The sequence below is a fragment of the Halomonas sp. MES3-P3E genome, from assembly GCF_002836035.1.
Lineage (GTDB): Bacteria > Pseudomonadota > Gammaproteobacteria > Pseudomonadales > Halomonadaceae > Vreelandella > Vreelandella arctica.
In genome coordinates, this window is sequence record NZ_PJBT01000178.1 from 1 (window position 1) to 242 (window position 242).

The 242-nt window shown below is 58.3% G+C and carries 1 protein-coding gene; it reads left to right on the plus strand.

All coding sequences use genetic code 11. From position 1 onward, the window contains the following. Positions 1–196: transposase (locus tag CXF87_RS12555; protein WP_198556061.1), on the plus strand; the 196-nt coding region annotated here is incomplete at its 5' end. Positions 197–242: the final 46 nt, after the last annotated feature.

A 242-nucleotide genomic window follows, 5' to 3' on the forward strand; every position in this document is an offset into this window, starting at 1 on the left:
GCTGTTCGAGCGGTTACGGACTTATCTGAAGCACACGCCCTTCGCGCGCATGAGTCCGAGCAACCTGAGGCTCAAGCTCATCAAAGTAGGCGCGGTCATCATCCGCAATACGCGTCGAATCCGAGTACTCATGAGTGACAGCTACCCCTATAAAACGGCGCTATCCGATCTCGTCAGGCGGTTGGTTCCTAACTGACTGCTCGGGCGCCCCCGGCCCGAAGCAATGGGGGAAAGGGGGAAGT